This is a genomic window from Sphingobacterium sp. B29, assembly GCF_001952815.1.
In the GTDB taxonomy this organism is placed as follows: domain Bacteria; phylum Bacteroidota; class Bacteroidia; order Sphingobacteriales; family Sphingobacteriaceae; genus Sphingobacterium; species Sphingobacterium siyangense.
This window is the reverse complement of the sequence record NZ_CP019158.1, coordinates 6,152,570-6,175,630: the sequence shown is the minus strand read 5'-3', so window position 1 is coordinate 6,175,630 and position 23,061 is coordinate 6,152,570. Positions and strand designations below refer to the sequence as shown.

The following is a 23,061-nucleotide window of genomic DNA, read 5'->3' as shown; positions in this document are numbered from 1 at the left end:
TTGGCAAATTCAGCTAAGAAATATGAAGCGCAGTCATGCTGACGAATATATGACAAAATTTATATTTTGGATCTTGTTATTCTGATTACTAACTGGTATATTTGTTATGCAAGCATAATAAATAGCTTGTGAGTACGCTTATGAACCAAAATCAGACAATCGACTATTTTTTAAAAACAGGCTGGCAGACAATTGCCAATAAATATAATCAAATTGCTTCGCAGTACGGTTTTACCCAGGCCGCAGGTTATATTTTGATTAACATTCATAAAGAGGGTACACCTGTTTCTCAGATTGCAAATTTGACAGGAGTTAAAACAACTAGTTTGTCTCGGGTGTTGAATAATTTGGAGTCATTGGGATTTATATACCGTGAGACGAGTGAGACCGACAAGAGATCTGTAAAAGTATACTTGACTGAATTGGGTCGGGAGAAAAGAAGAATTGCCAAGGATGTGGTGCGTAATTTCAATCAATACTTAGCGGATAATTTTTCAGAAAATGAACGTGATCAATTGATTGCTTCTTTAGCGAAACTCAATGAGCTTGCAACCAGTTACAAGGAAGAAGTAATCGTTTAGAAGTTAAACCAAATGTACAGAAGTGCATAATAAATATGTTATGATGAACAGAAATATTAGAAAAGTGGCGGTTCTCGGTTCGGGTGTTATGGGCTCGCGAATTGCTTGTCATTTTGCTAACATTGGTGTTGAGGTTTTATTGTTGGATATCGTTCCACGTGAACTGCTGCCGGCGGAACAAGCCAAAGGTCTCACGCTGGAGAGTAAGGTTGTTCGGGACCGAATTGTCAACAGCTCCCTAGAAACGGCTTTAAAAACAAACCCTTCGCCAATTTATAGCAAGTCATTTGTCAGACGTATCAAAACAGGTAATTTTGATGATAATCTAAAAGACATTGCTCATGTGGACTGGATCATAGAGGTTGTTGTTGAGCGACTTGATGTTAAAAAGTCTGTTTTTGAGCGTGTTGAGCAATTTCGTAAACCTGGAACATTGATTACTTCCAATACTTCTGGTATTCCTATTCATTTAATGACAGCGGACAGAAGTGAAGATTTTAAAGATCATTTCTGCGGTACACACTTCTTCAATCCGCCACGCTATCTTCCTTTATTGGAGGTTATTCCTACACCGCACACGAAGCCCGAGGTCGTTGACTTTATTCTTCATTTTGGCGATAAGATGCTTGGAAAATCGGTTGTATTATGTAAAGATACACCTGCATTTATTGGTAATCGTATCGGTGTTTATTCGATGTTGGCGGTTACTCATTTGGTGGAACCTCTTGGGTTGACAGTGGAAGAGGTCGACAAATATACCGGTCCCGCAATGGGGCATCCCAAATCGGCAACTTTTCGTACGGCTGATGTTGTAGGGCTTGATACCCTGGTGAATGTTGCCAATGGGCTGGCACAGAATGCGCCTGAAGATGAAGCCAAGGGTGTCTTTCAACTTCCAACATTCATCAGTAAGATGGTAGAGAATAAATGGTTGGGTGAGAAAACCAAGAAAGGGTTTTATGAAAAAGTAAAAGCTGCCGATGGTAATTCGGAGATTTTGTCTCTAAATCTAAAAACACTGGAATTTGGTTCACAGCAAAAAGTGAAATCAGCAACTTTGGAAGCCACCAAGCCTGTGGAGGATATCCGCAAGCGGATGAAAGTATATGAACAAGGGAGCGATAAAGCCGCTGAACTTTTCCGTGCCATGCATTATCCGTTGTTTGAATATGTGTCCCGTCGTGTTCCCGAAATTACAGATGATTTCTTCCGCATTGATGATGCCATGCGTGCTGGATTTGGTTGGGAGTTAGGACCATTTGAAGTGTGGGATGCGCTAGGTGTCCGAGAGACCTTAGCTAAAATTAAGGCCGAAGAAAAACGACTTCCAGGTCAGGATGGGGAGGTTGCTTCCTGGGTACACGAGATGTTGGAAGCGGGATGTGAATCATTCTATAAAATTGAAAATGGTGTACGTCACTATTATGATATTGCGACCAAATCTTATAAAGCTATTCCCGGAACGGAAGATCTGATCGTATTGGATCATATTCGGGAAAGTAAAACAATCTGGAAAAATACGGGGGTTTCTATTATTGATCTTGGTGATGGTATCATTAACTGTGAATTTCATACCAAGATGAATACCATCGGCGGAGATGTTATCCAGGGCTTGAATAAAGCTATTGATCTCGCTGAAAAGGAATATCGCGGTTTAGTGGTGTCCAATGATGGGAAAAACTTTTCTGCTGGAGCCAACATTGGAATGATTTTCATGATGGCCGTAGAACAGGATTTTGATGAATTGAATATGGCAGTCCGTGCCTTTCAAAATACATCCATGCGCTTACGCTATTCGTCAATACCTGTAGTCGTTGCGCCATTTCAAATGACCCTCGGTGGGGGCTGTGAATTCTCCATGCATGCTGATTTTGTGCAGGCTCACGCCGAAACCTATATGGGCTTGGTTGAACTTGGCGTCGGTGTTATTCCCGGCGGCGGTGGAACCAAAGAGTTTACACTACGTGCCTCGGAGGAATTTAAGGAGGATCAGATTGTTCAGAACACCTTGAAAGATAAATTCCTGACCATTGGGCAGGCGAAAGTTTCGACTTCTGCTTATGAAGCCTATGAACTCGGCTATTTGCAGAAAGATAAATTTGCAATTACAATGAACCGTGCCCGCCTTTTGGCAGATGCCAAAGCAAAGGCACTGGAATTGGCTGATGAGGGTTATGTTCAGCCTGCTCCACGCAATGATATCAAGGTTTTAGGAAACCAAGGATTAGGGATCGTGTATGTGGGGGCTTCATCAATGCGTGAAGGTAATTATATTTCTGATTATGATCGAAAGATCTCAGAAAAACTGGGCTGGGTGATGTGTGGTGGAAATTTATCGTCACCGACCGAAGTGTCGGAACAGTATCTACTGGATCTTGAACGTAAAACTTTCCTCGAGCTTTGTGCCGAACGCAAAACGCTTGAAAGGATTCAATTTATGCTGACCAAGGGTAAGCCTTTACGGAACTAAAAATCACTACTCACGAAAAAAAATAAAAATAATGGAAGCATACATAGTAGCAGGATTTCGTACAGCAGTAGGCAAAGCGCCGCGGGGAGTATTTCGCTTCATGCGGGCGGATGATTTAGCCACGGATGTTATTAAACATCTTGTATCCACTGTGCCAAATTTAAATAAAGAAGATATAGACGATGTCATCGTTGGGAATGCGATGCCGGAAGCGGAGCAGGGACTCAATATGGCTCGTTTCATTTCACTGATGGGATTGGATACGGATAAGGTCCCGGGAGTAACCGTTAATCGGTACTGCGCTTCAGGTTTGGAGACTATTGCAACAGCGGTCGCAAAGATCAAGACTGGCATGGCAGATGTTATTATCGCCGGTGGGGTAGAGGTGATGTCCGGAATGCCCTTTGGAGGTTGGAAAATTGTGCCTAATCCTGTCGTAGCAAAAGAGCATCCCGATTGGTATTGGGGTATGGGATTGACTGCCGAAGCTGTAGCCAAAGATTACAATGTCTCACGTGAAGATCAGGATGCTTTTGCACTTAAATCAAATCAAAAGGCAGTTGCAGCTATTCAAAATGGTCATTTGAAAGATGGTATCGTACCTATCACCGTAAAAGAAAATTATTTGAAGGACGGCAAGATTGCAACGCGTGAATATGTCGTTGATACGGATGAAGGTCCTCGAGCTGATACTTCCCTGGAGGCTTTAGGGAAATTAAAACCAGTTTTTGCAGCGAATGGTTCCGTGACAGCAGGGAATTCCTCACAAACTTCTGATGGGGCAGCATTTGTCTTGGTGATGTCTGAAGCAAAAGTGAAAGAGCTTGGTGTAAAACCTATAGCAAAGCTCGTTAGTTTTGCTGTAGCAGGTGTTCCACCCCGCATTATGGGTATCGGACCTATCTATGCCATACCCAAGGCTTTGGCAAGAGCCGGTCTTAAAAAGGAAGATATTGATCTCTTTGAGCTGAATGAAGCTTTCGCCTCTCAATCGCTAGCCGTAATTCGTGAACTTGGATTAGACGAAGAGAAAGTAAATGTCAATGGCGGTGCCATAGCTTTAGGGCATCCACTTGGATGTACAGGAGCTAAATTGACGGTCCAAGTCTTAAACGAGTTGAAACGCAGAGGCAAAAAATACGGCATGGTGACGATGTGTGTCGGAACTGGTCAAGGAGCTGCTGGTATTTTTGAGTTACTTTGATCTTAGGAGTAAAGAACAAGGAGCAAAGATAAAAGATGCATAATTTTAGGAATTTAGAAATTTGGAAAGGAGCAATGGATTTGGCTCAAATTCTTTTAGAAACAACCAGATTATTCCCTGTTGATGAAAAATTTGGTTTAACCAGTCAATTGCGACGTTGTGCGGTTTCCGTTCCATCAAATATTGCGGAAGGATCTTCTCGTAGTTCAAATAAGGAATTTGCTCATTTCTTAAAAATATCTTTGGGATCCTGCTTTGAAATAGAAACGCAACTGGTTCTTGCAGAGAGATTCGAATACATTCCATCAGATCATAATGTCAAAATAATTGAACAAGTGGTTACACTGCAAAAACGAATAACAACATTTTTAAAAACAATAGAAGCAAAGCAATAGGGTATTGAGAGTCAATCTTTACTCTTTATTCCTTGCTCCTTAATCTTAAACAAAATGGACAATAAAGCAATTAAAGGCGGAGAGTTCGTGATTAGAGAGACTCCCTATACAGCCGTTTTTATTCCGGAAGAATTTGATGAAGAAGCCAAAATGATTCGTCAGACCTGCTTGGACTTCTTGGATACGGAAGTATTGAACAAGCTGGACCGTATCGATGCGCAAGAAGAAGGACTTATGCCTAGTTTGATGGATAAGGCCGGTGAACTGGGGATGTTGGGTGTTTCTATTCCCGAAGAATATGGTGGTTTCGGCAAGAATTTCAACACTTCTATGCTTGTTGCCGATGCGGTAGGTGGCGGGTTTTCCTTTGCTGTCGCATTGTCTGCTCATACGGGAATCGGTACGCTGCCTATTTTGTATTATGGTAATGATGCCCAAAAGGCAAAATATGTTCCAAAGCTTGCTACGGGTGAATGGAAGGCGTCGTATTGTTTGACAGAACCCAATGCTGGATCGGATGCAAATTCGGGTCGTACTTCCGCAAAATTAAATGCCGAGGGGACACATTATTTGATCAACGGGCAAAAAATGTGGATTACAAACGGTGGTTTTGCAGATATCTTCATCGTATTTGCAAAAATCGATGATGATACAAACCTGACGGCATTTATTGTCGAGAAAGACTTTGGTGGCATCACGATGAATCCTGAAGAACATAAATTGGGTATCAAGGGATCTTCAACACGTCAGATCTTTTTCAACGATTGCGCCGTTCCTGTAGAGAATATGCTTTCTGATCGTGAAAATGGATTTAAGATTGCTGTAAATATCCTGAATATTGGTCGTATAAAACTGGGCGCTGCCACGATCGGTTCGGCACGTATGGTGATCAACCATGCGGTGCAGTATGCCAATGAACGTGTGCAGTTTAATCTGCCGATTTCTAAATTTGGCGCCATTCGTTATAAGCTGGCTGAGATGGCAACACGTTTGTTTGCTGTGGAGTCGGCATCGTATCGTGCCGGTCAAAATATTGATGATGCCTACGAGGCATTGATTGCCGGCGGGATGGATGAAGCAAAAGCAAAATTGAAGTCGGTGGAGCAGTTTGCAATTGAGTGTGCTATCATCAAAGTATGGTGCTCGGAGATGTTGGATTATGTGGTAGACGAAGGAGTCCAGATTTATGGTGGAATGGGGTACTCCGCAGATGCGCCAATGGAACGCGCTTATCGGGATTCACGGATCAACAGGATCTTTGAAGGTACGAATGAAGTGAATCGATTGCTTGTCGTTGACATGCTGTTAAAACGGGCCATGAAAGGTGAAGTGGAACTGATGGAACCTGCGCAAGCTGTAGCCGAAGAGCTTTTAGCTATTCCGGATTTTGGTGAAGAGGACGATGCGCCTTTTGCTGCAGAAAAGAAAATTGTGGCAAACCTTAAAAAAGCAGGATTATTGATTGCGGGAGCAGCAGTGCAAAAATTGATGATGTCTCTTTCCAAAGAAGAGGAAATCCTCATGAATATTGCGGATATTATCGGGTATGTTTATATCACCGAGTCAGTTTTGTTGCGCGCAGAAAAATTGCTGCATACAGGTTCTGATAAAGCAGACTATGCAAAAGATATGGCTAAGATCTATCTGTATGGCGCTATTGATAAAATCAGCGCTGCCGGTAAAGAAGCATTATATTCTTTTGGTGAGGGTGATGAACTGAATATGATGTTGGTTGGTTTGCGCAGATTCACAAAAGCACAGCCATTTAATGTGAAAGATGCACGTCAGCGAATCGCAAAGAAATTGATAGATGAGAATAAATATTGTTTTTGATTGATAATAGATTATTGGTTTTGGTTGATGGCCGGAGAGAAATCTTCGGCCATTTTTGTGTTACAATCCTAGAAAGTCACTGTAATTATGCTAAATTTAACCTTTTAAACCCTAACCATTATATGACATCTTCAAGATCATTTACATTTACAGAAGACTGGGTAGTCGTCATTTTGGGGATCGCTACCATATTTCTCGCACTCTCAGGAATTGTTGCGCCAGTACCTAGTTTTTCGTGGAGTAATTCCGCCGAACTCGTCGCAACGGTTTTCGACCCGACAAATTTAATGAAGCTTTTTGAGCAGTTTATTTTTGTATTCGTTACCGCGATATTGGGCGCCTTTCTTTTGGGGAAATCTGTAAAACATTTATTCGTTGTATTTCCTGTTGTATTTATCCTTACCGTATTTGCATTGGTGCTGGCAGGGAATGCAACGGTTAAAGAATACAATCTCGAAGCTGTAATTTTTAGTTTGATTATCGGTTTAGTCATCAGCAATTGCTTTAAACTGCCTAATTGGTTTAAAGAGGCGCTCAGTACCGAGCTGTATGTCAAGATAGGCCTAATTCTGCTCGGAACTACAGTGATCTTCGGGGATATCCTCAAAGCGGGATCCTTGGGGCTTATTCAAGCACTGGCTGTCGTATTGTCTGTTTGGTACTTTGCTTTCTGGATCTGTAAAAAATTAAAGATTGATAAGGAGATGTCCCTAATGCTGTCGAGTGCAGTATCTATTTGTGGTGTTTCCGCAGCGATAGCAACTTCGGGAGCAATTAAAGGTGATAGCAAAAAGCTTTCCTATGTCATTTCGTTGGTCCTTATTACAGCGATTCCAATGATGATTTTCATGCCTTATATGGCGGAGTGGATGGGCTTGTCGCAAGAAGTTACCGGTGCTTGGCTCGGCGGGAGTATTGATACAACTGGTGCTGTCGTGGCTTCAGGTTCCCTGGTAGGAGAAGAAGCGTTGAAAATCAGTACCATTGTGAAATTTTCCCAAAACGTATTGTTGGGGCTGGCTGCTTTTGCAATCAGTATTTATTGGACTTATGCGAAATCGGTTGATGATGAAACCAAGCGGGATAAGCCTACGCTAAAAATTATATGGGAACGTTTCCCGAAGTTTGTGTTGGGATTTGTATTTGCATCGCTGCTCTTTTCATTCGTGATATCTCCCGAGAAGATTGATGCCGTCAAAGGAAGTTTGAAAAACTTACAGGGCCTCTGGTTTACCCTGGCATTTACATCCATTGGTTTGGAAACGAACTTTAAGGATCTTTTTGCTCAAGATAACAAGAAACCGCTATATGCTTTTCTGATTGCCCAGACTTTTAATGTTATTATCACCTTATTGATTGCACTGGTGCTATTTCGCTAAGACGGTAAGTGTTTCAAGGTGAAATAGATCGTTAAAATATGACTGTAAAGATGGCTGTCTAACTAGGACGGCCTTTTTTATGCTTTTTCATCAAGGGGTTATGAGTGATTTTTTTTCTGATTCGTAGCACAGATCTTCGTTTTTTATAAAATCGCTTGCTTCTTGATTTTCGCTGGATTGTTGGTGTGTAGGATGGTTGCCTTCGCGATTTTTTTCATGCTGAGGGAACTATGAATAGCCTTTTTTTTGGATCTAAATGGCTGTTAGTTAAGGTTTAATTGGGTTTTGAAAAAAAATATCATTAAATCTATCAAATTAGTAGTCTTTTAAAAAATATTTATATATTTGTATCGTTATCTGATTTACAGGTAAATAGGAAGGCGAGCAAAAAGGACTGACTTGATTATGAATCGAACTAGCCATGAAATTGATTTTATAAAAAAGAAATGTGATGAAAGTTGTTTGAAATTGCTGCCTGATAAGTGCATATACGGATTCGTTTATGCAGCAGGAAATAAAAGAAAATAACAAGATAAAAAGAATGAAACAAAATTACTCTCCAAAAACAAGTTTATTGGTTGCTTCGGTAGAAGGATCTGTTGTTACCCTAAAAAGTGACAAGAAACGAATGTGTTGTTAAAATTTCTCTCTTACACTCTCTTATATTAGAAAAGGGAAGCCGAGGCTTCCCTTTTACAAAGTTTTAACAATGAAGCAAGTATCGATTGGCGTTGGCACTTGTTTTAGATTCACCATTAAACTGAATAAATTTATGAAAAAAAATGCTATTTTTCGAATTAGCGTCATTTTTAGCTTGCTTTTAACAGGTTCTTACCATACCTACGCGCAAGTAGAAAACCCTAAACCTATTATAAATGCCTCGTTAACAGGTACCGTAATTGACGCCGTAACAAAAGAGCCCCTGCAAGGCGTAACGGTTCAGTTGGAGGCTGTTACACACCAGGTGAAAACCGACAGTAAAGGCGTTTTCCAGTTTGTAACAGGACAAAAATTGCCATTTTCATTGATTGTATCCATTGTTGGTTATCAAACCCGTCATATCGTGGTGGACCATTCTCCGGCAGTGATTGAGCTTACCCCACGATTGGAAGCATTGGATCAAGTAGTGGTCACCGCACGCCGTCGTAAGGAGCAGTTACAGGATGTTCCGATTCCCGTATCGATTATTCGTGGCGCTGCATTGGAGGATGCAGGGGCATTTAATGTTAATCGACTAAAAGAGCTTGTACCTACAGTTCAGTTATATGCATCGAATGCACGTAATACGACGCTTAATATCCGGGGACTGGGCTCAACTTATGGCCTCACCAATGATGGTATCGATCCTGGTGTAGGATTTTATCTTGATGGTGTATATATCGCCCGCCCTGCCGCGACTTGGCTGGACTTTATTGATATCGACCAGATAGAGGTGCTGCGTGGACCTCAAGGTACACTCTTTGGAAAGAATACAACAGCAGGTGCATTTAATATAACCTCACGTTTACCACAATTCACACCAGAGGCCAATGTGGAAGTCAGCTACGGAAACCAAGGTTTTATTCAGGCGAAGACTTCAATCTCGGGGCCATTGGCCAAAAACCTGGCTGCGAGAGCTTCTTTCTCTGGCACACAACGGGATGGAAACTTGTTTAATGTACATACCAATAGGAAGATCAATGATATCAACAACCTGGGCTTTAGAGGGCAATTGCTGTTTACCCCAACCGAGAATATCAAACTGGTGCTTTCGGGTGATGTTTCATCACAGAAACCCGATGGTTACGGCTGGGCGGTTGCCGGAGTTGTAAAAACACAGCGTGCAGACTATAGACAATTTGATGCAATTATTAAAGATCTGGGCTACGAGTTGCCTTATAAAAGTGCCTTCGAGCGTAAGATAGATTTGGATACGCAATCTAAAGCTGATAATAAATTGGGTGGGGTCGCATTGAATGCCGATATCAAGATTGGAGAAGGGACACTGACCTCAACCTCTGCGTGGCGGACATGGACATGGGTCCCGCTCAATGACCGCGATTATTTAGGACTTCCGGTATACACCGTTTCAGCAGGTAATTCCGTCCATAACCAGTGGTCACAGGAGTTCAGATACTCTGGAAAAATCAGTGAAAAGGTTAGCGGGGTCGTCGGTTTATTTGGCCTTTGGCAGGATCTGGGTACAGACCCCGTACATACCGAAGAAACAGGATCTGCCTTTTGGCGTTTTCAAAAAAGCTCTACCAGTGCTTTGTGGCAGACACCGGGATTATTTGACAATTTTGGAATCAAGACCGTTTACGGGATTAAAAGCACAAGCTTGGCAGCCTATACACAGATTGATTGGGCTGTGACGCCAAAATTACATATCCTCCCAGGGCTGCGCTACAATTACGATAAAAAGGTGGCCAACTACGATAGGCAGACCTATGGTGGTTTGCAGACCTCAGATCCCGCCCTGCTTGCCTTAAAGAACGGTGTATATACCAATCAGACTTTTGATGTCAATGCGGATGCAGACAATTTCTCTGGTCAACTCTCCGCAAGATATCGCTTCAATCCAAAGATAAATGCTTACGCAACGTATTCCATCAGCTATAAACCTGTCGGTATCAACGTCGGCGGATTGCCGACAGCCAATGGAGCAGTGTTGCTGGATCTCGCCGAAGTAAAACCTGAGGCTGTCCGTCATAAGGAAATTGGTGTGAAGACGAATCCAACACGCAATTCACTGCTCAATCTGACCGTGTACCAAACGGATATCAAAGACTACCAGACCCAAGTGCAGACTCCTGAACCAGGGGTGAACCGTGGTTATCTGGCCAATGCCGAGAAGGTGCGTGTAAAGGGTGTTGAATTGGATGGAAACATCAACATCGGACATTTTCTCCGATTGAATGGAGCACTGGCCTATACAGATGCCAAGTATGTCAAATTTACCAATGCACCTGTCCCTTTAGAAGAGGTTGGCGGAGCTCAGGCTTTTAAAGATATTTCTGGTGGCGTCCTTCCTGGTGTTTCCAAATGGTCCTGGTCGCTGGGTGGCGAAGCGAATAAAAGCGGTAAGCTGATCGGGCTTAATGGATCTTACTTTTTAGGTGCAGACCTATTTCACCGTTCTAAATTTTCGTCCAGTTCTTCACCATCCCAATACCTAAATATTGATGCCTATTCGGTCTTGAACGCCAGGCTAGGATTCAGGGGATCGAATGGTATTTCGGTGTTTGTGTGGAGTAGAAATCTAACAAATAAAGATTACTACGAGCAGTTGCTGGCGGCACCTGGAAGTTATGGGCAATACGCAGGTGTAGTTGCAGATCCAAGGACTTACGGCGTTACACTGCGATACAATTGGAAACAAGGGAATTAAATCCGTAATTCATAGTATATTCTTATCGACCGTCTCCATTTTATCATGGGGACGGTTTTTGTTTTTTCGGTAATTTTGAATAGCTCCTTTTTTTATATATGGAAATTTGTATATTAAATCATCATTAAGGTGAATGATTTGCGCATGAACGAAAAAGAGCTTTTACAACACTATAAAACAAGCGGTGACTTGTCTACACTGGGGAAACTATATTCGCCCTATATGTCTTTGCTTTATGGTGTGTGCTTTAAATACTTACAGGATCCCGATCGTAGTCAGGATGCTGTGATGCAGATATTTGAAGAGCTGATACCGAAGCTTCGTCAATATGAAGTCGATAATTTTAAGAGCTGGTTACACGTTTACAGTAAAAATTATTGCCTTATGCAATTACGTAAGGATAAGCGGACGACGCAGGTTGATATTGAAAACAATTTGTTTGAAAGCGAACAAAAGCTAAATGATACCAGTGAAGCGAAGTGGGAAGAAAAGGATTTCGAGAAACTGGAAGGCTGTATGCAAACTTTAAACCGCGAACAAGAGGAATGTGTACGTTTGTTCTATCTCGAGCAAAAATGTTATAAAGATATTGCAGATTTGACTGGATATGATTTGAATAAGGTCAAAAGTGCTATTCAAAATGGAAAGCGCAATCTGAAAATCTGTATGGAAAGGAAAGAAAATGGAAAATAATTATCAATTATCAAGGATCCATAATTACATCCATGGTTTGATGAGTAAAGAGGAGATGTTTCAGTTGGAACGTGAAGCGTTGGAAGATCCCTTTTTACAAGATGCCATCGATGGTTACCGATTACAAAATGGTGTGGATGCCCGGCAATTGAGCCTATTGCAACAACGCCTCAATCGTAGGGTGGAAGATACTGTTGCAACAAGACACGCCCAGTATTTCACATGGCAGCGTTTGGCCATAGGTGCTACCGCAGGTGTACTGTTTGTGACTTTATTGGCCCTGCTATATTTTAAACATTTTAGCGGCAAAGCTGAGCGTACAACGGATGTAGAATTAAGTGAACCTGAAAATAGGGTATCTGTTCAACCTTTGCTGGACGGGGGGGATGCAACACCCCGTGAAGGATGGAAAATTTTTGAACAGTACCTCAATCAGAAGTCGGTAGCGCCTGCAGGAGGTGGCGAAATTATTGTCAATTTTACGATCGACAAAAATGGAGTGCCCACCAATATTGCTGCCGAAGGGCAACCCGATCAGTTACTCTTTAATGAAACGGTTCACCTTCTACAGAATGGACCAAAATGGCAGGGAACAAAAGGCCGTTTAAAGATTGTTTTCCCCGTTAAAGCGGAAAATAATACGGCACAAGCAGCTGTCATTAAACCTCCGCATTGTTTTGGAATTGAGAAGAAATAGAGATCGGTTTTAAATAACAGCCCATTTTGTAATAAATGGGCTGTTATTCTATAAGAGAGGATATAAAGTTTATTCTTCCCAACGAATTTTATCTGCAATGGGTGTACGGTTAGGTTCACGCGCCTCAGATTGGTGGTGTCCTAAGTAGAATAGACCGATACATTTTTGATTTTCCTCGAGATTTAAGAAACCACCCAAGTGATTGATTAAACCTGGAGTCGCCCAGTATCCACCGATATTTAGCGAGTGCGCAGCCAACCACATGTTTTCAACTGCAGCAGCTGTACAAGCTAATTCTTCCCATTCAGGAACTTCACCCGTATAATTGACAACAATCGCAATGGCAACGTTTGACTGTGTTGCTTTTTTGCCCATTGTTATTTCAGTTGCTTCAGTATATTTCTCTGTAGGTGTTACCGATTTGTAGATACGTGATAATTCAGTGCCTAAACGTTCTAATCCTTCTTTGCGGAAGATCACAAAACGCCAAGGTTGTGTTCTTTTGTGTGTTGGAGCAGCATTGGCCGCTTCCAAGATACTCAAGATATCTTCTTTACTGACTTCTTCTTCAGTAAAGGAAGCTTGAAATACGGATCTTCTGTAGTGTATTGCTTTTAATACGTCGTTTTTCATTATAATTTATTTTTCCTTTATGCTTTTTCTTCCCATAAAGATACAACATGCAAAATTGTTTTGACGGCTTTTTCCATATCTTGTACAGCTACCCACTCTTGTTTTCCGTGGAAAGCATGCCCTCCAGCAAAAATATTTGGACAAGGTAAGCCCATAAATGAAAGGCGGGAGCCATCTGTTCCACCGCGGATACTTCTTCTTTCGGCCACCATTCCTGCACGGTTGATGGCTTCCATACCGATTTCCATAATTTCAGGATGCTGATCCAGCACTTCTTTCATGTTACGGTATTGTTCTTTTACGACAAAAGTATAGGTGCAGTTTGGATATTGTTCGACAATCGATTTTGCGATGCCTTTCAGCTCATCTTCATGTTTCTTTAGATTGGCTGTAACGTGGTCGCGTACGATAAATTGAATTTCAGCTTTTTCCACAGATCCACTGATATGAACGGGGTGTACAAAGCCGTCTTTTTTGTTGGTGCTTTCAGGTGAAAGTCGATCTTTTGGTAGTGCATCAATTACCGCACTGGCGATTTTGATGGCGCTTTGCATTTTACCCTTAGCAAAGCCCGGATGTACGGATACACCATGAATAGTTAATGTAGCTCCATCCGCTGAAAATGTTTCATCCTCAATGGTTCCCGCTTTTTCGCCATCCATTGTATAAGCAAAATCTGCTGCTAAACGTTTCAAATCTGCTTTATCAACACCTCTTCCAATCTCCTCATCTGGTGTGAAAAGAATTTTGATATCGCCATGTTTGATTTCAGGATGTTTCATCAATAAACGGGCAGCATCCATGATTTCGGCCACACCTGCTTTGTCATCTGCACCCAACAAAGTGGTGCCACTCGCTGTAATGATATCATTGCCAATTTGATTGGCTAGATCGGGATGTTCGGCGTATTTGATAATAATACTCTTGTCGTCAGGAAGCACAAGATCCTGGCCCTGATAATTAGGATGAACCAGTGGTTTAACATCTTTTCCAGAAGAGTCCGGAGATGTATCCATATGAGAACAGAAGCAGATAACAGGAACTTGCTTTGCAGTATTGGATGGAATAGTTGCATAGATATATCCATTTTCATCCATTGCTGCGTCTGAAATACCCAATGCTAGCAACTCAGCTACAAGTAACTTTCCAAGGTTCTTTTGCTTTTCCGTAGAAGGACATGTTGGTGAATTTGCATCAGATTGTGTGTCAATCTGTACATAGCGTTGAAATCTTTCGGATACCGAAAAATCACTTATGTTGTTGATCTCAAATGTGCTCATTTTCTAATAGCCTTAATGTGATAAGGGTGGTCAAACTTAGATAAATTGCTTTTTATTTGCAATTTAATTTGGTTGCATTTACAAACAATTTGTCCCTACACCACAGGTTTAATTCTATTTGTTAACAAACTGACAATAACTGAAACTCATAGGAGGGGGCACGACCCCAATTCCCGCTGAAAGGAATTTATTGTTATCTATAATTTGTTGCTACATATAATGTGCAGTAGCGCTTTTGAACAGTAAGTTTTACCCATAGCTATGTGAAAAAGAAATCTTGGATGATCCCACATCAAAAAAAAGACCTATCAAATCGTTGACAGGTCCTCTTTTTATTGTATCGTTCTCTATTTCTTTTCGTCTGCGTAACCAAATACTTTCTGTAAAATATTGGTATTTCTACTGCCGCCTATGTTCTGTCTAATTTTTGACTCCTGGTCGGCAACTTTGATGAAAAGGCCGTCTATTGCTTTCTGCGTAACGTAGGCAGTAAGATTTGTCTCCACTTTATTGCCTAAAGGGAGGTTGTTATAAGCTGAAGTCAATTGTGTCCAATACTGGTCCACATTGTTTGTACCCATGGCAGATTTGATAACTGGACTAAATTTGTTCGTTAACTCTGTCGATGTATTTGTTTTAAAAAACGTTGTCGCGGCGTCTTCTTTGCTGCCTAAAAGAATATTGGTCGCATCTGTAATTGTCATCTTTGAAAGTGCATTGACAAATACGGGGGCAGCCTCTTTAACGGCTCCCTCAGCAGCTCTGTTCATGCTCTGTATAAACTGATCGCATAATTTTCCCATACCAACAGCGCGAAGTGTTTTTTCTACTTTCTGTGCTTCGGCAGGCATCAAAATCTTTACTGCCGCATCCCCCAAAAAACCATCCTTCTTGGCTAAAGATTCGATACTCAGATTTAAACCATTGCTTAAAGCCTGTTTGATCCCCAATGAAGCATCTTTGTTGGATAAAGACGTCAAGGTATTGGATTTTGATGCTGTTGCTTTAGTATTTGATGCTGTCGTCGTTTTAGTACTGTCGGTTTGGCTCTGATTTGCTTTTGTCAATGTTTCACTGATTTTCTTGAAAATCTGCGCTTCGCTTGCATTGGAGTAAAGTAGTCCTGAGACAAATAGTGTACAATATAATAGTGGAAATTTCATCATGTTATTGTTTTGCTGTCAAAATTAAACATATCGACTGTTAATTTATGTGAAAGTTTAAAGCAATTGCTAGGAACCATAGCTATTGTCAAGAATCGTAGCAGATGCGCTACACCGTGCTGAATCGCTATCCCTGATGCGGTATAAATAAAAAGCTGTCCCACAAAATAAAACAGCAGATTCTAAGCGAACCTGCTGTTTGTGTTATAGGGTTGTTGTAATTAACATGATATTATTTCCAGGAGAGCGTCGTTGCTACTGGAAAGTGATCTGAGGGGAATTTATTCATATACGTGTCCGTCAGGATACCATATTTTTTAACCTGGAAAGGTTTGGTAATAAAAATATGATCAATGCGGCCTGTTGGTCTGATGCTTTTGCCCCAGCCATTGAAGGAAGAATTGGGTTCATATTTGAATGTTGCCAGTTCATGTACGTCAGTGACTACTTTGCTGTTGGCTAATGTGAAATAAGCCTCATCTTTTTCATCCACATTGAAGTCGCCGGTTAAAATCAAAGGTAGGTCTTTGGCAAACTCTTTTGCTTTTTCTAGAATCAACTTGGCACTCTCGGTGCGTGCAGTACGTCCGATATGGTCAAAGTGCGTGTTCATGAAGATGAAGCGTTTTTTGTTGGCCTTGTCTTCAAAAATACCCCAGGTACAGATTCGCGGTAGTGCTGCATCCCAGCCTTTATTCGGGTGTTCGGTATCTGTTGCCGAAAGCCAGAAAGTTCCGCTCTTTATTGCTTTAAAGCGATTTGTATTGTAATAAATAGCCGAGTGCTCGCCCTCTTGTGCACCATCGTCGCGACCAACACCCACATAATCAAATCCAGGAAGGAGCTTTTTAAGATCTTGAACCTGATCAAAAAAACCTTCTTGGATACCAAAGATATCAAAGCCATGGTATTTAATCAGATTGGTTAGCGGAACTTTACGGTCGTTCCACATGTTGTCAACATCGACGGTATTTCTTTGACGGATATTATAGCTGGCTGCAATAAATTCCTGTGCATAAGACAGAAAAGATAGACAGAGCGCTAAAGCGAGAATAATACTTTTTTTCATTTAGAATCTAGTTTTTAAAAAGGTACTGAAACGGTCATGCTCATCAAGTCGGCCTGGTAAGTGGTCGACTGATTAGGATCCATGATTATTTCAACGGTATTGTTATTTCTTTAATACACGGAGCAACAATTCAGGTTCGTCAGTTGTAATAAAATCAATTTTCTGATTAATTAGATTTGTCATTTCCTCTTCTGTGTTTACTGTCCACGCATTCACTTTCATGCCAAGTTGATGTGCATCTTTCAGCCATGTCGCATTCTTTTTGAAAACCGAAAAGTGATAATCCAAACCATTTATTCCCGCAGCCTTCACCTCAGCAGGAGTTTTGTCACCTGTGAGGTATTGAATATTGGCCTTAGGCGCCAGTTCGTGAATCTTCTGACAAGCCTCAAAGCTAAAGGAAATATAATCAGTGACTTTCTCTGCTTTCAAGTTTATAACCATTTCCACCGTTTTTGTTGTCGCTTCAAGTGTACGCTCTACGCCTAGTTTATTGATTTTCAATTCAAGGATAAGACGTAAACCTTTCAATTTTTTACCAGCGTTAAGATATTCTTCCAAGGTGGGAATAGACTCACCGTTAGGATGCTTCTTTTCTAAGAGCTCCTTGTACGTTGCTGTGGCAATATCGATACCATAGAAATCATTATCATGGTTGACCACAAGAATATTGTCTTTGGTCAAATGCACATCAAATTCGGATCCGAAGAGCTTAAGGTCGTGGGCTGCTGTTAAAGAAGCAATGGAATTTTGCGGAAGATGGCTGTTTTTCCATACGCCACGATGTGCAATGGCCTTAGTTTGTGCAAATAATGCTGAAGATGAGATCACCATGGCCAGTGTCAGACAGCTAAAAATATGTTTTTTCATGTGATAATTATGTATGAGTGTTTGTTTTCAACGGCATAATTTGCACGTTTCACTCGTTGATTTATTCCTATTCTATTTCTCTTTTTGGGCATTTATATTACCGATTAAGATGTTTATGGTAAAAAATCGACCCCTAATGATAGGATCGTTTCTTACAAAGCTGTTTAAAAGCTGATTTTACATAGGACAAAAAAGTGGTACTTTTTATCTCGATGTACAAGATCTAAAGTACCACTTTTATATTTAGGAATTGTTAAGTGTAATTTATTTTTTACCGTTCCATTCGGCCATGAACTCATCTAGGAAGCTGAGCATATATTCATGGCGATGCGCTGCGATTCTTTTCGCGGCTTCTGTATTCATCTTATTCTTTAACAATAGTAGCTTTTCGTAGAAGTGATTGATTGTAGGAGCTTCCGAATGCTTGTACGCTTCCTTATCCTTATATTCCTGAACGGGAACGTTGGGATTATACATCTCACGGCCTTTGTTTCCGCCAAAGCTAAACGCGCGGGCAATACCTATTGCGCCAATAGCATCTAGACGGTCAGCATCTTGCACGATCTCCATCTCTTTTGAATGGAATGAAACTTCACCTAAACTTGCTTTGAAAGACATGTTGAAGATGATTTTCTTGACATGGTCAATGATCTCAGGCGAAATTTCTAGACTTGCCAAAAACTCTCCGGCAACACGAGGGCCGATTGTTTCGTCGCCATCATGGAATTTACTGTCAGCGATGTCATGTAATAGCGCCGCCAATTCGCACACCATAACATCTGCTTCTTCATCTTCTAAAATTAACTTCGTATTGTTCCATACGCGTTGAATATGCGACCAATCGTGGCCTGCTTCTGCAAATTTCAACCGGTCTTGCACAAATGCTACTGTGCGCTCAATAATGTTATTCATACAATACTTTTGTTTTTTCGCGAGTACCCTCGTATAATTCGTATTCTAATAATCTACAATCTAATTTACCATTATAAAATTCTATACGTCGGGATGCGCGCAACCCGATTTTCTTTGCCAGATCTGGATTTCCAGTAAATATATAGCCTCTATAACCTTTGCATTCCTGTTTCATGAAATCTCCCATACGCTTATAGGTAATTTCTAGCTTGCTGTGTGTGCCCAAACGTTCACCATATTCAGGATTGAATAAAATGACACCTCCTTCTTTAGGAACGTGTGTTTCGGCAAAATCGCATACTTCAAATGAAATTAATTGCTCTACACCAGCAGTTCTTGCGTTCATCTTGGAGACGTTGATAGCCTCTTCCGAAATATCACTTGCGATAATTTGCGGAGCCGCTTTTTTATTGATCTGATCTTTAAGTACGCGACGTTCCTGGAAGAAAACTGTTTCATCATAACCTATGAAATGCATAAATGAATAGTTCATGCGTAATAATCCAGGTTTTCTGTTTGTAGCAATCAGAGCTGCCTCAATAGCTAAGGTTCCGGATCCACACATCGGGTTCACAAAAGGAGAATTACCATCCCATTTGGATGCAATAATAGTAGAGGCTGCCAGGGCTTCCAACATTGGCGCTTTTCCCGGGATCTTCCGGTAGCCATGTTTCGCTAGTGTTTCACCTGAGGTATCTAGAAAAATTTCAGCACGGTCATCTTTCCAGTACAAGTGCACAACCGCTTTATTATTGTCCGGACCTGAATTAGGGCGCATACCCTTTTTTTCCTTGATACGGTCTACGATTGCATCCTTAACTTTGACGTTTGCAAATAATGGTGTGCTGATTGTCTCATTGTCCACATTGGAGCTGACAGAGAAGTATCCGTCAAATTGAATGAGTTCTTCCCATGCGATTTGACTCAATTCGTCATAGAGCTCCGTCGGATTATTGGCCGTAAACTCTTTTAACGAATACAAAATCTGAGATGCTGTGCGCAGGTTCAGATTGAGCTTGATCGTATCGTTTATACTGACCTTTAATTCTACTCCTGTAGGAAATGCCCTGACAATGTCAAAACCTAACTCTTTAACTTCCTGTTGCAAATAAGGTGATAAGCGCTTATTGCACGTTATAATAACTTTATTGGGGGTGTTGAAAACTTCCATCATATTTTGTACAAAGTTAATTAAACTCTTCCTCAAAAATTGCTTAATTTTACGCTTTAATATTTATTTTTTTGATTATGGAAATTAGAGGAAAAGTACACGAGATAGGAGCGACACAACAAGTGACAGAATCATTCAAAAAACGCGATATGATTGTAGCTTATGCCGAAAACCCACAATTTGTTGAGTATATCCGTTTTGAATCAACACAAGACAGAACGTCAATTTTTGATAACCTAGCAATTGGTGAAGAGGTAGAAGTATCTTTTAATCTTCGTGGTCGTCCTTGGACTAATAAAGATGGCGTAACAACTTATTTCAATTCATTGGTAGCATGGCGTGTAACAAAATTGGGTAATGCTGCTCCAGCACCATCTTCTCCAGGTTACGCAGATATGCCTGCTCCTGTAGATTTGGCTGGTTCATCAGATGATGATGATCTACCATTCTAATCTGAATAGGATTTTATGCACTATCGCCTTTGCGGTAGCCAATAGATTATTTGAACTGTAAACAATCCAGTTATTTACAATAAAAAAGGCTTCTTCAAGAAGCCTTTTTTATTTCATAGCATCAGCATGGCACCTGATTTTTCTTGGCGCTGAAATTGCTTGCTATACGGTGTCGTACATCAAAAAACAATAGATATGAAATTATCCGTATTATTTCTTTGCTTAGCAGCAGTTTCGCTAAGTGCATGCAATCAAACTTCAAAAGAGAGTCCGCATGCTACAGCAGATTCTTCAGTACATGAGACTGCGGCAGTAGATACTGCCCATACATCACAAAACTCACTGGATTGGGCTGGTACCTATGAAGCTACTATTCCCTGTGCAGATTGTGAAGGTATCAAAACCAATATCACCTTAAAGAATGATAATACCTTTGCCATCGTCAGTGAATATATTAATAAAAATACCAAGGTTGAAGATACTGGCAAAGTCATGTGGCATGACAACGGATCCGTTGTTCATCTCACAGGGAAAGAGACAAATATGAAATTGAAGGTCGGTGAAAATAAGCTGATTGGACTAGATCAGGAAGGCCATGCGATCGATGGTCCCAATGCACATCTCTATGTGTACAATAAGGTCGAAGGAGAGAAACTGTAAAACGAAGCTCCGATAACAGAATTAGCCGCTGACGTATTTACCGTAGGGAACTTTTCGGAGAAGATACGTCAGTAAGGCACTCGCCAACAGGGTGAGAACCGTTGCTGCCGGGATTTTCCACAAAGTGGATAATGGAAGTAAAGGATGAATATAATTCAGCAATAAAATATGGCATAAGTAAATGCCAAAGCTGTGAATGTCAATAAATTCCCAGAAAGCGTTGAGCTGTTCTGGGAGTTTAAGGCCTTGCACGAAGATGAATAAAAAGCCTGCACTCAATGCGATATTTGGCGAAAGATAGTTGTAAAGTGTCGGGTCAAATTCTCCACGAGAAACACTCAAATGCGATGTCCCCGAAACCGTAATTAAACAACAGATCAGAAAAAACGTAAAACTTGATAATTTGACCATTTGGATTGGATAATTACGTAAATAATGCCCCAAGACTAGGTAGCCCGCATACCCCGAGAAAAAGGTCAGGTCAAAATTAGGTAGGTAACTATTGAACCATTTATTCGTAAAAAATAACGCTGCAAACCACAATCCCAAAAAGATCTCAAGCTCCCTTTTACTGCAGTTGCCAACAATTTTGCATATGAAAGGAACTGCAAGGTAGAGCCCAAGTATCATGTATAGATACCAAAGGTGTGCATTCGTTCCTGATTTTAAGCGAATTAACACAATGTTAATAACTTGTGGAAAACCAATATAGTCAAAATCAATGTACCGAATAAAATAATAGAGAAGATAGACGATCGTCCAAAAAAGAAAGGGCGGGACAATTTTTAACAGACGTTTCCGATAAAACTGTCCCGTACTTTCATCTTTCTGTAGCAGCAGAGCGCCTGAAATAATGACAAACAGGGGTACCGCAAAGCGCGAGAAGCTATTGAGCCAATTGGCATAACTCCAGTCGAATGACTCAAATTCATTGCTGTTTAGGTAGCCCGAAGATGAATGAATCAATATAACGAGGAATATCGCAACAATACGTAGTACACTGATATAACTGGTTCGCGCCATTTGATTATGCTGTTTTTATTGACTTTTACTGTCGTAGGCTTTCAAATACAGCAGGGTTAGGAGTGCGCCAATGCTCGCCATGCCCACGCCAACAAGCGAAGGTGTGTTATAAGCTAAACCCAACGTTATTGGAATTCCACCTAAAAATGCACCTAAGGTATTGCCGAGGTTAAAGGCAGCCTGGCCACCTGCCGCAGCCAATGTTGCAGCTTCTTTTGAAGCGCGGATTAACATCAGTTGTGTCGGCGAACCAATAGTAAAAGATACCAGTCCAGTAATAAATGCCAAAGGATAAGCTGTCCAGCCCAATGGCGATATAAAGTAAACCATCACAAGGCATAGTGCCATGGCGGAAAAACTAGCGATCGCAGCTTTGGTTGGGGAGATTGTATCGGCCAGTTTTCCGCCGATAAGATTCCCGAAAAACATACCGACACCGATCAGGACCATAATCAACGGTACACGATCAGCAGCGATGCCCGACACATTGGTCACTAAAGGTGCGATGTAACTGATCCATGCAAAAAGTCCACCGGTACCGATGGCGATAATAGCCATTAATAGCCAAGCAATTTTTTTGTTGAAGAAGTTGAGCTGGCTAAAGATATTATTCCCTTTGGAAGCTTCAATTTTTGGCATCCAAGCATAAATTGCTGCAAAAGTGATTAACCCCAATACACTGATGATACCATACGTCAAACGCCATGAATAATGATGGCCGAGGTAGGTTCCTAGCGGTACTCCAGCCAAATTGGCAATGGTCATTCCTGTAAACATGATAGATATAGCCTGGGCTTCTTTTCCCTTTGGTGCCAACCGAGCAGCAACAACAGATCCAACACCAAAAAATGCACCATGCGGAAGCCCCGCCATAAAACGGGAGAGGCTGATCAAAAATTGACCTGGAGCAATACTAAATAGTCCGTTGAAAATAAAAAAGAGCAACATTAAAAAAAGTAATACCTTCTTTGGCGGATATTTTCCCGTAAATAGGACTAATGTTGGGGCACCTACAACAACACCCAGTGCGTATAGTGCAATTAGGTGCGCGGCAGTAGGGATCTCGATATGAAGATCTTTGGCAATATCAGGCAGGATACCCATCATCGTGAATTCGGTCATTCCGATGGCAAGTCCGCCAAATGCCAAAGCGATAATTCCTTTGTTCATTGTATTTTAAGGTTGAGGTTGTACGATAATGGTACG

At 41.2% G+C, this 23,061-nt stretch carries 20 protein-coding genes; 11 read left to right on the top strand and 9 right to left on the bottom strand.

Features of this window, described 5'->3' with window-relative positions; genetic code table 11:
* Positions 1-140 precede the first annotated feature (140 nt).
* From BV902_RS26340 to BV902_RS26300, 9 genes are all read left to right on the top strand, one after another.
* Positions 141-581 carry a MarR family winged helix-turn-helix transcriptional regulator gene (locus BV902_RS26340; protein ID WP_075995002.1) on the top strand — a complete coding sequence of 147 codons (441 nt, stop codon included), beginning with the start codon at positions 141-143 and terminating at the stop codon, positions 579-581.
* Between the two features lie 40 nt (positions 582-621).
* Positions 622-3,051: a 3-hydroxyacyl-CoA dehydrogenase/enoyl-CoA hydratase family protein gene (locus BV902_RS26335; RefSeq protein ID WP_075994428.1), complete on the top strand. Its 2,430-nt coding sequence runs from the start codon at positions 622-624 to the stop codon at positions 3,049-3,051.
* 31 nt (positions 3,052-3,082) lie between these two features.
* The gene (locus BV902_RS26330; protein ID WP_075994427.1) at positions 3,083-4,255 is read left to right on the top strand and encodes an acetyl-CoA C-acyltransferase; all 1,173 of its coding nucleotides are present in this window, start codon (positions 3,083-3,085) and stop codon (positions 4,253-4,255) included.
* A 35-nt stretch (positions 4,256-4,290) separates the two neighbouring features.
* Complete coding sequence (locus BV902_RS26325) at positions 4,291-4,650, top strand: four helix bundle protein (protein WP_075994426.1); 360 nt, start codon at positions 4,291-4,293, stop codon at positions 4,648-4,650.
* 54 nt (positions 4,651-4,704) lie between these two features.
* On the top strand, positions 4,705-6,483 hold the full coding sequence (locus BV902_RS26320) for an acyl-CoA dehydrogenase family protein (RefSeq protein ID WP_075994425.1): 1,779 nt from the start codon (positions 4,705-4,707) through the stop codon (positions 6,481-6,483).
* Positions 6,484-6,605: 122 nt separating this feature from the next.
* Complete coding sequence (locus BV902_RS26315; RefSeq protein WP_075995001.1) at positions 6,606-7,862, top strand: YeiH family protein; 1,257 nt, start codon at positions 6,606-6,608, stop codon at positions 7,860-7,862.
* Positions 7,863-8,571: 709 nt separating this feature from the next.
* Positions 8,572-11,232: a TonB-dependent receptor gene (locus BV902_RS26310; protein ID WP_237241870.1), complete on the top strand. Its 2,661-nt coding sequence runs from the start codon at positions 8,572-8,574 to the stop codon at positions 11,230-11,232.
* Between the two features lie 144 nt (positions 11,233-11,376).
* The gene (locus BV902_RS26305) at positions 11,377-11,925 is read left to right on the top strand and encodes an RNA polymerase sigma factor (RefSeq protein WP_075994424.1); all 549 of its coding nucleotides are present in this window, start codon (positions 11,377-11,379) and stop codon (positions 11,923-11,925) included.
* Positions 11,915-12,622, top strand: a complete 708-nt coding sequence (locus BV902_RS26300) for a hypothetical protein (RefSeq protein WP_075994423.1) — start codon at positions 11,915-11,917, stop codon at positions 12,620-12,622. Before BV902_RS26305 ends, BV902_RS26300 begins: the two co-directional genes overlap by 11 nt.
* Before the next feature lie 69 nt (positions 12,623-12,691).
* Here BV902_RS26300 and BV902_RS26295 read toward each other — a convergent pair whose 3' ends face one another.
* The 7 genes from BV902_RS26295 to BV902_RS26265 all read right to left on the bottom strand — a co-directional run bounded on the left by BV902_RS26295 (position 12,692) and on the right by BV902_RS26265 (position 19,720).
* Positions 12,692-13,255, bottom strand: a complete 564-nt coding sequence (locus BV902_RS26295) for a nitroreductase family protein (RefSeq protein WP_075994422.1) — start codon at positions 13,253-13,255, stop codon at positions 12,692-12,694.
* Between the two features lie 17 nt (positions 13,256-13,272).
* A complete protein-coding gene (gene pepT, locus BV902_RS26290) occupies positions 13,273-14,535 on the bottom strand; it encodes a peptidase T (protein ID WP_075994421.1) in 1,263 nt (420 codons plus the stop codon).
* 347 nt (positions 14,536-14,882) lie between these two features.
* On the bottom strand, positions 14,883-15,701 hold the full coding sequence (locus BV902_RS26285; protein ID WP_075994420.1) for a DUF4197 domain-containing protein: 819 nt from the start codon (positions 15,699-15,701) through the stop codon (positions 14,883-14,885).
* Positions 15,702-15,930: 229 nt separating this feature from the next.
* Entirely contained in the window at positions 15,931-16,767 is an 837-nt protein-coding gene (locus tag BV902_RS26280; protein ID WP_075994419.1) for an endonuclease/exonuclease/phosphatase family protein, read from the bottom strand.
* Between the two features lie 102 nt (positions 16,768-16,869).
* On the bottom strand, positions 16,870-17,637 hold the full coding sequence (locus tag BV902_RS26275) for a glycerophosphodiester phosphodiesterase (protein WP_075994418.1): 768 nt from the start codon (positions 17,635-17,637) through the stop codon (positions 16,870-16,872).
* A 264-nt stretch (positions 17,638-17,901) separates the two neighbouring features.
* On the bottom strand, positions 17,902-18,549 hold the full coding sequence (locus BV902_RS26270) for an HD domain-containing protein (protein ID WP_075994417.1): 648 nt from the start codon (positions 18,547-18,549) through the stop codon (positions 17,902-17,904).
* Positions 18,542-19,720 (bottom strand): THUMP domain-containing class I SAM-dependent RNA methyltransferase, encoded by a 1,179-nt coding sequence (locus BV902_RS26265; protein ID WP_075994999.1) that lies wholly within the window; start codon positions 19,718-19,720, stop codon positions 18,542-18,544. Before BV902_RS26265 ends, BV902_RS26270 begins: the two co-directional genes overlap by 8 nt.
* 77 nt (positions 19,721-19,797) lie before the next feature.
* Between BV902_RS26265 and BV902_RS26260 the strand changes: the two genes are divergently transcribed.
* Positions 19,798-20,172 carry a DUF3127 domain-containing protein gene (locus BV902_RS26260; protein WP_075994416.1) on the top strand — a complete coding sequence of 125 codons (375 nt, stop codon included), beginning with the start codon at positions 19,798-19,800 and terminating at the stop codon, positions 20,170-20,172.
* Between the two features lie 195 nt (positions 20,173-20,367).
* Positions 20,368-20,832 (top strand): copper resistance protein NlpE, encoded by a 465-nt coding sequence (locus BV902_RS26255; protein WP_075994998.1) that lies wholly within the window; start codon positions 20,368-20,370, stop codon positions 20,830-20,832.
* A 21-nt stretch (positions 20,833-20,853) separates the two neighbouring features.
* On the opposite strand, the gene BV902_RS26250 is transcribed toward BV902_RS26255, so the two are convergent.
* Together BV902_RS26250 and BV902_RS26245 are read right to left on the bottom strand one after the other, a co-directional pair.
* Positions 20,854-21,855: an acyltransferase gene (locus tag BV902_RS26250; protein ID WP_075994415.1), complete on the bottom strand. Its 1,002-nt coding sequence runs from the start codon at positions 21,853-21,855 to the stop codon at positions 20,854-20,856.
* 15 nt (positions 21,856-21,870) lie between these two features.
* The gene (locus tag BV902_RS26245; protein ID WP_075994414.1) at positions 21,871-23,025 is read right to left on the bottom strand and encodes an MFS transporter; all 1,155 of its coding nucleotides are present in this window, start codon (positions 23,023-23,025) and stop codon (positions 21,871-21,873) included.
* Between the last annotated feature and the right edge of the window lie 36 nt (positions 23,026-23,061).

What these genes read in the sequence shown, in the direction of transcription:
- BV902_RS26340 (WP_075995002.1), top strand. Translation starts at nt 141, where the DNA reads ATGAACCAAAATCAGACAATCGACTATTTTTTAAAAACAGGCTGGCAG.
- BV902_RS26335 (WP_075994428.1), top strand. Translation starts at nt 622, where the DNA reads ATGATGAACAGAAATATTAGAAAAGTGGCGGTTCTCGGTTCGGGTGTT.
- BV902_RS26330 (WP_075994427.1), top strand. Translation starts at nt 3,083, where the DNA reads ATGGAAGCATACATAGTAGCAGGATTTCGTACAGCAGTAGGCAAAGCG.
- BV902_RS26325 (WP_075994426.1), top strand. Translation starts at nt 4,291, where the DNA reads ATGCATAATTTTAGGAATTTAGAAATTTGGAAAGGAGCAATGGATTTG.
- BV902_RS26320 (WP_075994425.1), top strand. Translation starts at nt 4,705, where the DNA reads ATGGACAATAAAGCAATTAAAGGCGGAGAGTTCGTGATTAGAGAGACT.
- BV902_RS26315 (WP_075995001.1), top strand. Translation starts at nt 6,606, where the DNA reads ATGACATCTTCAAGATCATTTACATTTACAGAAGACTGGGTAGTCGTC.
- BV902_RS26310 (WP_237241870.1), top strand. Translation starts at nt 8,572, where the DNA reads ATGAAGCAAGTATCGATTGGCGTTGGCACTTGTTTTAGATTCACCATT.
- BV902_RS26305 (WP_075994424.1), top strand. Translation starts at nt 11,377, where the DNA reads ATGAACGAAAAAGAGCTTTTACAACACTATAAAACAAGCGGTGACTTG.
- BV902_RS26300 (WP_075994423.1), top strand. Translation starts at nt 11,915, where the DNA reads ATGGAAAATAATTATCAATTATCAAGGATCCATAATTACATCCATGGT.
- BV902_RS26295 (WP_075994422.1), bottom strand. Translation starts at nt 13,255, where the DNA reads ATGAAAAACGACGTATTAAAAGCAATACACTACAGAAGATCCGTATTT.
- pepT (WP_075994421.1), bottom strand. Translation starts at nt 14,535, where the DNA reads ATGAGCACATTTGAGATCAACAACATAAGTGATTTTTCGGTATCCGAA.
- BV902_RS26285 (WP_075994420.1), bottom strand. Translation starts at nt 15,701, where the DNA reads ATGATGAAATTTCCACTATTATATTGTACACTATTTGTCTCAGGACTA.
- BV902_RS26280 (WP_075994419.1), bottom strand. Translation starts at nt 16,767, where the DNA reads ATGAAAAAAAGTATTATTCTCGCTTTAGCGCTCTGTCTATCTTTTCTG.
- BV902_RS26275 (WP_075994418.1), bottom strand. Translation starts at nt 17,637, where the DNA reads ATGAAAAAACATATTTTTAGCTGTCTGACACTGGCCATGGTGATCTCA.
- BV902_RS26270 (WP_075994417.1), bottom strand. Translation starts at nt 18,549, where the DNA reads ATGAATAACATTATTGAGCGCACAGTAGCATTTGTGCAAGACCGGTTG.
- BV902_RS26265 (WP_075994999.1), bottom strand. Translation starts at nt 19,720, where the DNA reads ATGGAAGTTTTCAACACCCCCAATAAAGTTATTATAACGTGCAATAAG.
- BV902_RS26260 (WP_075994416.1), top strand. Translation starts at nt 19,798, where the DNA reads ATGGAAATTAGAGGAAAAGTACACGAGATAGGAGCGACACAACAAGTG.
- BV902_RS26255 (WP_075994998.1), top strand. Translation starts at nt 20,368, where the DNA reads ATGAAATTATCCGTATTATTTCTTTGCTTAGCAGCAGTTTCGCTAAGT.
- BV902_RS26250 (WP_075994415.1), bottom strand. Translation starts at nt 21,855, where the DNA reads ATGGCGCGAACCAGTTATATCAGTGTACTACGTATTGTTGCGATATTC.
- BV902_RS26245 (WP_075994414.1), bottom strand. Translation starts at nt 23,025, where the DNA reads ATGAACAAAGGAATTATCGCTTTGGCATTTGGCGGACTTGCCATCGGA.